The following is a 6646-nucleotide window of genomic DNA, read 5'->3' on the forward strand; positions in this document are numbered from 1 at the left end:
CCCTATGGGGGTATCTGAAAAGGCCGCCACGATGAACCTCGAAACCCTTGCCGTGTCCCGCCGGCACAGCCATGTCTTCAGCCAGGGCAACCCGATGGCGGAGAAGAACACCCGCCGCGCCATGATCCTGACCGTGCTGATGATGGGGGTGGAGATCACCGGCGGCTGGTGGTTCAACTCGATGGCGGTGCTGGCCGACGGCTGGCACATGAGCTCGCATGCGCTGGCGCTGGGGCTGGCCGCGTTCGCCTATGCCTGCGCGCGGCGCTACCGCGACGATCCGCGCTTCGCCTTCGGCACCTGGAAGATCGAGATCCTGGCCGGCTACACCAGTGCGATCCTGCTGCTGGGCGTGGCCGGGCTGATGGCGTTCGAGTCGATCGCGCGCGTGTTCAAGCCCAGCCCGATCCACTACCAGCAGGCCATCGCCATCGCCGTGGTGGGGCTGGCGGTGAACCTGCTGTGCGCGTGGTGGCTGCGCGACCAGCACCACCACGGTCATGGCCACGCCCACGACCATGGCGATCACCACAATCACAATCACAATCACAATCACAATCACGACCACGGCCACCATCATCACCACGGCCATCACCAGCATGACCTCAACCAGCGCTCGGCCTACCTGCACGTGCTGGCCGATGCGGCCACTTCGGTGCTGGCGATCATCGCCCTGCTTGGTGGCCTGTACTTCAACGCGTCCTGGCTGGATCCGCTGATGGGCATCGTCGGCGCGGTGCTGGTGTCGGTGTGGGCGTGGGGCCTGATCCGGCAGACCGGGCGGGTGCTGCTGGACGCGGAGATGGATGCGCCGGTGGTGGCCGAGATCCGCGAAGCGGTCGAACAGGGGCCGGTACCGGCCCGGATCAGCGACCTGCATGTCTGGCAGGTCGGCCGTGGCCGCTTCGCCTGCGCGATGGAGGTGGCGACCGCGCCGGGCGTGGAGGCCGAGGTATTCCATCGCGCGCTGTCGATCCACGAGGAGATCGTGCACGTCACCGTGGAGGTACGCAGCGCCGCGTCGTGAGGGCGACGGCGCTCAGATGATGCGCAGGGTGATCGCCTTGAGTACCGCGCGGGTGCGGTCGCGGGTATCGAGTTTGTCGAGGATGGCCGAGACGTAGTTCTTCACCGTGCCCTCGGCCAGGAACAGGCTGCCGGCGATCTCGCGGTTGCTGTAGCCGCCGGCCATCAGCCGCAGCACCGCCACCTCCTTCTGGCTGAACAGCTCCCTGGGCGCATCGTCGGCGTGGTAGCGATAGCGTTGCCGCACCGGGTCGGTGCTGACCGGCTGCAGCAGGGCCTGGCCGGCGACGATGCGGACGATGGCCTCGCGCAGGTCTTCCGGCGCGGCGTCCTTGAGCAGGAACCCCTGGGCGCCGGCCGCGGTGGCGCGCAGCAGCAGGTCGCTGTCGTCGAAGGTGGTCAGGAACAGGCAGGGCGTGGCGTCACCGCGCGCGCGCAGCGCCTGCAACGCCTGGATGCCGTCCATGCCCGGCATGCGGATGTCGGAGACGACCAGCTGTACCGGCTGCAGCGCCAACTGGGCCAGCAGCGACTCGCCGCTGTCGGCTTCGAACACGATGTCGATGCCCTGCTGCTGCAGCAATGCGCGCAGCCCGGCGCGGATCAGGGCCTGGTCGTCGACCAGGGCGATGCGTGGGGCGCCGTTCACGCCGCGAACTCCGCCTGGATGTGCAGCGCGCCGGAGGCGTTGCGCTGCAGTTGCAGCCTGCCGCCATGCTCGGCGACCCGTTCGCGCATGCCGGTCAGGCCGTTGCCCTCGTGCAGTTCGCCGCGCAGCTGGCCGTCGTCGTGCATGTCCAGCAGCAGGCGCCCTTGGTGCTGCCGCAGGGCGACGTGCAGCACCTGCGCTTCGCCATGGCGCGCACTGTTGGTCAGCGCTTCCTGCACGCAGCGCAGTACTGCCTCGGCCAGCGCGGTGTCGTGCAGCTGCACATTGTCGTCCAGCAGCAGGTGCAGGCGCGGCCGCGGCAGCGGCGCGGCCAGCGCGTGCAGGGCGGTGGCGATGTCCAGCCCGTCGCTGTCGCGCAGCGACTGCACCACCGCGCGCAGGTCGCCCAGCAGTTCGGCGGACAGCCGTTCGCACAGTGCCAGCCCCGGCGGTGCGCCGGCCTCCCCGGCCAGCGCACGCAGCTGCAGCCGCAGCGCGGTGAGCTTGTGCCCGGCGACGTCGTGCAGTTCGCGCGACAGGCGCAGGCGTTCGGCATCGCGCGAACTGTCGGCCAGCAGCGCGCGGGTGGCCAACAGGTCGGCGTTGACCTGCGCCAGCCGGTCGCGGGCCTGCTCGGCGCCGCGTGCGTAGTGGGTGGTCAACATGGCGAATGCCTGGAACCCGGCGAAGATCAGCACCACCACGCCGGCATGCCCGTTGACCCCGCGCAGCACGAGGTACATGCCCAGATTGAGGGCGGCGACGGCCACCACGGCGCTGCGCGGCGGCCAGCTGGCGGCGACCTGCGCGGCCAGCATCACCAGCAGTGCCGGCGCCACCCCGCTGTGGTGGGCCAGGCGTACCAGCGCCAGCGCCGCGGCGGCTTCGACCAGCAGCAGCGTGGCCCGCTGCCAGGACGCCCGCGGCAGTGCGGTTGCCAACAGGAACGCGGCCAGGAACACCAGTGCACAGCCCCAGCGCCAGGGCTGCGACGGAGCGTCGCCGTAGGGCAGGGTGAAGGCCACCGCACACCAGGTGAGCAGTCCGGCCAGATTGAGGGGGTGGAGAAGTCCGCGCCAGCGCGACTGCGAGCCGAGTTCCATGCGTGCATGCTGGTGGGCGCGCTGGCCGGCGGCAAGGGGGACGCCGCAGAAAGTGACTTCCGGCAGGGTCCGTAGGTGACCACGGCGACTGCCGTGGCGGGTGCTGTTCAACGAACCTGTGCACGAGCCGCCGCATTCCGCCGGCTGCCATCGGAGGACGTCTCATGCCTGGGTACTCGTTGTTCGTCGCGCTGCACGTGCTGGCCGGGGTGGTCGCGCTGGTCGGCTTCTGGTCGGCGGCGCTGATGAAGAAGGGCTCGCCGCGCCATCGTGCGCTGGGCAAGGTGTACCTGCTGGCCATGGCGACGATCGTCGCCACCGCGCTGCCGATCACCGTGGAGTACGCCGTGTTCCGCCGGCAGCCGCTGTCGGCGCTGTTCCTGGCCTACCTGATGGCCCTCACCGGCAACGCCGCCTGGCTGGCCTGGCGCGCGGTCACCGACAAGCGCGACTGGAAGCGGCTGGTGGCGCGGATCGGCTGGAAGCTGGCGCTGTGGCCGACGCTGCTGCTGGCGCTGGCCACGCTGCTGGTGGGCATCGGCCAGCGCCAGCCGCTGTTCCTGGGTTTTGCGACGATCGGCCTGTGGGTGGGCTGGCGCATGTGGAAATTCGCCCGTCGCGGCCCGTCGCGTCCGGACTGGGCACTGCGCCAGCACTACCAGTCCATGCTGGGCGCGGGCATCGCCACCCACGTGGCCTTCCTCGGCATCGGCATGCGCCCGGTGTGGCAGTGGCTGCAGGCGCACGCCGCGGTGCCGCCGCTGCTGGTCGAACTGTTCCCGTGGACGGTGCCGCTGGTGGTCGCGGTGGCCATCGGCATCCGCTTGGACCGCCGCTATGGCCGCCGCCATGCACCGGCCGCCACCCGGCCGGCGCCCTGAGCGGCCGGTTCCGGGAGTACCAGCGAAAGAGCCGCCCGCGGGCGGCTCTTTCACTTTGGCTGCGCTGCGATACGCCCGTTCAGACGTCGCCGCCGTCGGCCCAGCCTTCGCCGCTGCCGCGCTGGAACACGCGGTCGCCGTCCTGCACGTCGCCGGCCGGCAGGTGCGCCTGCCCGGCGAGCCGCGCGTAGATCGGGGTGAAGTCCGGTTCGGTCGCCGCCATCAGCTGCTCGAAGCTGTCGATGACGAAATAGGTCTTCTGGAAGGTGTCGATGCGGTAGCGGGTGCGCATGATCCGCTCCAGGTCGAAGCCGATCCGGTTCGGCGCCGCCGATTCCAGCGAGTACAGCGATTCGCCCTTGGAGGAAACGATGCCGGCGCCGTAGATGCGCAGGCCATCGGCGGTATCGATCAGGCCGAACTCCACCGTGTACCAGTACAGGCGGGTGAGGTTCTGCAGCGCGTCCGGGCCGATGGCGTGGGCCTTGACGCCACCGCGGCCGTAGGCGGCCATGTAGTCGGCGAATACCGGGTTCATCAAAAGCGGCACGTGGCCGAACAGGTCGTGGAACAGGTCCGGCTCGGCGATGTAGTCGATCTGGTCGGGGCGGCGGATCCACCACGTCACCGGGAACCGGCGGTTGGCCAGGTGCTCGAAGAAGTCCAGTTCCGGCAGCAGCCCCTCCACGCCCACCAGGGTCCAGCCGGTGGCGGCACCGAGCACCTCGTTGAGCTGGTCGAAGCGCGGGATCATGTGCTCGCTCATGCCCATCTCGTCCTGGGCATCGAGGAACTCGCGGCAGGCACGGCCGACCAGCAGCTCGCGCTGGCGCCGGTACAGCGTGCTCCATGTGGCATGGTCGTCGGCGCTGTAGCCGTCCCACGGCTGCTCCACCACGGCGGTGGTGTAGACCGGCACATATCCCTTGTCGGTCTGCTGGTGCTCTACGCGGCGCGGGGACGTGTCCATGGGGCGGTTCCGGAAAGTAGATCGCCTTGATGGTAGAAATCCGCGCGCGCAACAGGTGTGCGAAATTGCGTCGAGCGGCTGCCATGACGCAAGATTGTTGCGTCGATTCGATGTTGCGAGGCAACAAAATGAATGCCATCTCCCTCGACCGCACCGATCTGCGCCTGCTGGCGGAAATCCAGCAGCATGGCCGCGCCACCAATGCCGAACTGGCCACGCGGGTGAATCTCTCGCCGTCGGCCTGCCTGCGCCGCGTGCAGCGGCTGGAAGCGGACGGGGTGATCGCCGGTTACGGCGCGCGCCTGGAGCCGCGCGCCATCGGCCTGGGCCTGCAGGCGTTCGTACGCGTGCAGCTGTCCAAGCACGGGCAGGCGGCAATCGGCCATTTCGTCGAGGCGGTGCAGCTGTGGGACGAGGTGGTGGCCTGCCACGCGCTCACCGGCGACATGGACTACCTGCTGCACATCTACGTGCGCGACCTGGATCACTTCTCGGCGTTCCTGCTCGACAAGCTGCTCGACGCCACCGGCGTGGCCGACGTCAATTCCAGCTTCGTGCTGCGCACGGTCAAGGAGTTCCGCGCGCTGCCGCTGTCGCAGCTCGGGCGCGGTTGAGCGGGCCACGCCGCCTCGGCGGCGGCGGGGCAATGTGCCGGGCTTGATCCAGGTCAATGCCCTTTAAATGAGAATGGTTATTGTTCCGTTGACTCTCATCGGCCGCCACCCGCCGGCAGCGCGGCTTCATTCCAGAGGAAACACGGACCATGACTCCACGACACTCCCGGCGCGTGTCGGGCGCCCGTACGCGCCTGTCCGCCGGTATCGGCCTGGCATCGATGCTGGCGCCGGGCATCGCGCTCGCCGCCGCCAACTCAGCCGCCGTTCCCACCGACCTTGATGCGGTGGTGGTCACCGCCACCGCCAGCGAGCGCAGCGTCGAACGTGCGCCGGCCAGCGTCACCGTCGTCAGCGGCGAGGAACTGCGCACGCGGCCGGCGCGCGACGTGCTCGATGCGATCCGCGACACGCCCGGGCTCAACATCCGCGCCGTCGGCAGCCTTGGCCGCCGCGTGGTCAGCGTCCGCGGCATGGAGAGCCGGCATACGCTGGTGCTGGTCGATGGCGAGCGCATCGCCGCCACCGACCAGGTATTCGGGTTGAGCGACCTGCAGTTCGGCTGGATCCCGCTGGAGGCGATCGAACGGGTCGAGATCGTGCGCGGGCCGCTGTCCTCGCTGTACGGGTCCGACGCGCTGGGCGGGGTCATCAACATCATCACCCGGGGCCCCGGCACGCAGTGGGGCGGCGCGCTGCGCACGTCGCTGGGTCTGTTGCCCGAAGACGATGGCGGCCGCTTCCAGCAGGCGGCCGCGCATCTGGCCGGCCCGCTGGGCAAGACCTTCGCGCTGGCCGTGGATGGTGCATGGCAGAAGCAGCAACCGGTGCCGGAGCCGGACCAGCCGCGGCTGGACCAGCGCGAGGGCCAGGAGCAGGCCACGCTGCGCGCGCGCCTGCAATGGCAGCCGGCGCAGGGCCAGCGGCTGGCGTTCACCGCGATGAAGAGCGACGAGGACCGCTGGTACGGCACCCGTACCGGCGCCGGCCTGTTCCATCGCCAGTCCTATGATTTCGACCGCACCCAGGTCGGGCTGGGTTACGACGGCGGGATCGGCGGCGGCCAGCTGCGCCTGGCCGCGCAGGTCGCCACTATCCACCAGCGCCAGCGCAACACCGGCGGCGTGGCGCCTTCGCCCGAGCAGGAAGCCGGCGAGGCTTCGCTCAACGGCCATTACGGCATCGCGCTGGGCCGCAGCCACCGCCTCACCAGCGGCTTCGAGGCGCGCGAGGAACGGCTCGAACACCCTTCCTTCGCCAGCGGCGAGGAAACGGCCAGGCAGTACGCGCTGTTCCTGCAGGACGAGTGGGCGCTGACCGGCAGCGTGGACCTGGTGTACGGCGCGCGGGTGGACAAGCACGACCTGTTCGGCAGCGAGGTCAGCCCGCGCGCGTACACCAGG

At 69.9% G+C, this 6646-nt stretch carries 7 protein-coding genes; 4 read left to right on the forward strand and 3 right to left on the reverse strand.

Annotated elements, in window-relative coordinates:
• Nucleotides 1–31: 31 nt before the first annotated feature.
• Nucleotides 32–1027, forward strand: a complete 996-nt coding sequence (dmeF, locus tag ABB33_RS12020) for a CDF family Co(II)/Ni(II) efflux transporter DmeF (RefSeq protein WP_056932275.1) — start codon at nucleotides 32–34, stop codon at nucleotides 1025–1027.
• Between the two features lie 12 nt (nucleotides 1028–1039).
• Here the strand turns inward: dmeF and ABB33_RS19075 are convergent, their stop codons facing one another.
• Both ABB33_RS19075 and ABB33_RS19080 read right to left on the reverse strand, forming a co-directional pair.
• Nucleotides 1040–1675, reverse strand: coding sequence for a response regulator transcription factor (locus ABB33_RS19075; protein ID WP_056932276.1), 636 nt, complete (start codon nucleotides 1673–1675; stop codon nucleotides 1040–1042).
• Complete coding sequence (locus ABB33_RS19080; RefSeq protein ID WP_056932277.1) at nucleotides 1672–2778, reverse strand: sensor histidine kinase; 1107 nt, start codon at nucleotides 2776–2778, stop codon at nucleotides 1672–1674. The genes ABB33_RS19075 and ABB33_RS19080 overlap by 4 nt, the downstream gene beginning before the upstream one ends.
• Before the next feature lie 164 nt (nucleotides 2779–2942).
• Between ABB33_RS19080 and ABB33_RS12035 the strand changes: the two genes are divergently transcribed.
• Nucleotides 2943–3659: a hypothetical protein gene (locus ABB33_RS12035; RefSeq protein WP_152985066.1), complete on the forward strand. Its 717-nt coding sequence runs from the start codon at nucleotides 2943–2945 to the stop codon at nucleotides 3657–3659.
• A 79-nt stretch (nucleotides 3660–3738) separates the two neighbouring features.
• On the opposite strand, the gene phhA is transcribed toward ABB33_RS12035, so the two are convergent.
• Nucleotides 3739–4629, reverse strand: coding sequence for a phenylalanine 4-monooxygenase (gene phhA, locus ABB33_RS12040; protein ID WP_054668480.1), 891 nt, complete (start codon nucleotides 4627–4629; stop codon nucleotides 3739–3741).
• 128 nt (nucleotides 4630–4757) lie between these two features.
• Here phhA and ABB33_RS12045 point away from each other — a divergent pair, with 128 nt between their 5' ends.
• Both ABB33_RS12045 and ABB33_RS12050 read left to right on the forward strand, forming a co-directional pair.
• The gene (locus tag ABB33_RS12045; RefSeq protein WP_054668479.1) at nucleotides 4758–5243 is read left to right on the forward strand and encodes an Lrp/AsnC family transcriptional regulator; all 486 of its coding nucleotides are present in this window, start codon (nucleotides 4758–4760) and stop codon (nucleotides 5241–5243) included.
• A 149-nt stretch (nucleotides 5244–5392) separates the two neighbouring features.
• The coding region (locus ABB33_RS12050; protein WP_152985067.1) for a TonB-dependent receptor plug domain-containing protein at nucleotides 5393–6646 on the forward strand (1254 nt) is incomplete at its 3' end.

It is taken from the genome of Stenotrophomonas acidaminiphila (assembly GCF_001431595.1).
GTDB lineage: Bacteria > Pseudomonadota > Gammaproteobacteria > Xanthomonadales > Xanthomonadaceae > Stenotrophomonas > Stenotrophomonas acidaminiphila.

Coding starts and splice junctions, on each gene's coding strand:
- phhA (WP_054668480.1), bottom strand. CDS start 4,629: ATGGACACGTCCCCGCGCCGCGTAGAGCACCAGCAGACCGACAAGGGA.
- ABB33_RS12035 (WP_152985066.1), top strand. CDS start 2,943: ATGCCTGGGTACTCGTTGTTCGTCGCGCTGCACGTGCTGGCCGGGGTG.
- ABB33_RS19080 (WP_056932277.1), bottom strand. CDS start 2,778: ATGGAACTCGGCTCGCAGTCGCGCTGGCGCGGACTTCTCCACCCCCTC.
- dmeF (WP_056932275.1), top strand. CDS start 32: ATGAACCTCGAAACCCTTGCCGTGTCCCGCCGGCACAGCCATGTCTTC.
- ABB33_RS12045 (WP_054668479.1), top strand. CDS start 4,758: ATGAATGCCATCTCCCTCGACCGCACCGATCTGCGCCTGCTGGCGGAA.